2 protein-coding genes are annotated in these 1,910 nt (G+C 75.5%); both read right to left on the reverse strand.

All coding sequences use genetic code 11. From position 1 onward, the window contains the following. Positions 1-247: 247 nt before the first annotated feature. Positions 248-952 (reverse strand): hypothetical protein, encoded by a 705-nt coding sequence (locus tag J0670_RS36950; RefSeq protein ID WP_207817154.1) that lies wholly within the window; start codon positions 950-952, stop codon positions 248-250. Then, the gene (locus tag J0670_RS36955) at positions 949-1,782 is read right to left on the reverse strand and encodes an RNA polymerase sigma factor (protein WP_207817155.1); all 834 of its coding nucleotides are present in this window, start codon (positions 1,780-1,782) and stop codon (positions 949-951) included. Before J0670_RS36955 ends, J0670_RS36950 begins: the two co-directional genes overlap by 4 nt. Positions 1,783-1,910: the final 128 nt, after the last annotated feature.

Below are 1,910 nucleotides of genomic sequence, written 5' to 3' on the forward strand. Positions count from 1 at the left end.
GCGGGCCGCACGTTCCGGGCCGGCCGGGCCGGGGCGCATCCGGGGTGAGCGCCTGCCGGTCCGGCCGGGGCCGGCCGGGTGGACGGTGGGCACGGGGGAGCCGACCGTCCACCCGGGGTCTTCGGGTGGTGGTGCGTCTTGCGGTTCCTGCGGGTCTTGCCGTTCCTGCGGGTCCTGCGGGTGGTTCGATCCGGGTGGGCGGCGAGCCCGGGGGGAGTCGCTCGCCGCCCACCCGGAGTTCTGGGGGTCATCTCCGGGCCGACTGCTCGTCCTCGGAGTGGACGTTCCTGCTCGGACGGACGTCCGGCGGGCCGGATGCGGCCGGTGGGGTCGGTGGCGTCGGGACGGTCACACCGTTCTTGCCCGGCTTGGTACCGCCACCGCCGTTGGCGTCCTCGCCGTTGGCGTTGCCCTTGGCGTGGCCCTTGCCGTTGGCGCTTCCGTTGGTGTTGCCGCTTCCGTTGCCGCTTCCGTTGCCCTTGCCGTCGGTACCGCCGCCCTTGCCGTTCCCGGCGTTGGAGCCGGAGCCGCCCGGTACGGCCACCGTGTGCTCCGGTTCGGACGGGCCGCCGCCCAGCGAGACCGGCAGGTTGCCGGTGCCGGCCGCGACCGCGACCCCGCACAGCACGGTGGCGCCGAGCACGGCGGCAGCGGCCTTCGTGCTGAAGGCCCTGGCCAGCGCGGCGGTTGCCATCGATCGTCTCCGGACGGGGGTCACTACGGGGTCGGGCGTGAGACTCGCCTCCCGGAACGCGGTCAGGGCGGCCTCCTCCCCGGCCAGTTCCGCGGTCGTCGCCGGGGCGGCGGCCGCGGCCAGTACCCGGGCGAGCCGCCCGGGACCGTCCGGTCCGGTGAGCGAGGCGTCCTGTCCGTCCGACGGGCCGCCCACGGCACCGCCGAGCAGTTGCTCGGCGGCATCACGGTCGATCCGACGGGATCGGTTGGTGCTCATCTCATGTCCTTCAGCGTCGCGGCCCGGCGTTCTGTCACACCTTGCGGAGAACTTTTCTTCGCGGGTTTTCCGTCGGGCTTCCCATCGGCCTTTCCGTCGGCCTTTCCGTCGGGCCGGCCGGCCCCCGGTTCGGCCGGTCGGGCCGCGGGGATCCCGGCGCCCGCCCCGAAGGGCTGCTCCAGCAGCTTGGCCAGCCGCCGCAGCCCTCGGTGGGCGGCCATCCGGACGCTGCCGGGCCGTTTGCCGAGCACCCGGGCGGCGCTCTCCGCGTCCAGTTCCATGACCACCCGCAGCAGCACCGCCTCGGCCTGGTCGCGCGGCAGCCGGGAGATCAGCGCCAGCGCGTCCGCGGTGCCGACGGTGGTCAGCGCGGCGCCCGCGGTGTCGTCCCCGGCCGCCAGCTCGGCCAGGTACTCGTACGGCAGGTCGGCGACCGGACGGCGGCGCCGGGCGCGCAGGTGGTCCAGGGCGCGGTGGCGGGCGATGGTGGCCGCCCAGCCGCGGAAGCCGTCCCCGTCACCGGAGAAGCCGCGCAGGTCGCGGGCGATCTGGAGCCAGGTCTCGGAGGCGATGTCCTCGGCGTCCTGCATGTCCTCCGGCCGTCCGCCGACCAGCACCCGCAGGTAGCGCAGCAGGCCCGGCTGGACGGTCCGGAACAGCAGCCGGAACGCCTCCTCGTCCCCGCCCTGTGCGGCGCGGACCGCCTCGGTCAGGTCGGTGGAAGCGGGGGCCCGGACCGGTGGAGGGCCGTCAGGTGGTACCGGTCCGGAGCGGCCGTGGGAACTGCCGGTGCCCGCTCCGGGGCGTTCTGCACTCTGCACCCGCCACATGATGCGCCATCCGGGCGAACGGGACGGCTCCGGTCGAAGGGCCGGAGCGGGCGGGGCCAAGGTCCCGTCGACGGCTGCCCTTCGCCCGCAGCCCCGGGGCGTCTCCCCCGCCTACCTTGTCCGTAGGC

Source organism: Streptomyces sp. FH025 (assembly GCF_017427025.1).
In the GTDB taxonomy this organism is placed as follows: Bacteria; Actinomycetota; Actinomycetes; order Streptomycetales; family Streptomycetaceae; genus Kitasatospora.

Coding starts and splice junctions, on each gene's coding strand:
- J0670_RS36950 (WP_207817154.1), bottom strand. CDS start 952: ATGAGCACCAACCGATCCCGTCGGATCGACCGTGATGCCGCCGAGCAA.
- J0670_RS36955 (WP_207817155.1), bottom strand. CDS start 1,782: ATGTGGCGGGTGCAGAGTGCAGAACGCCCCGGAGCGGGCACCGGCAGT.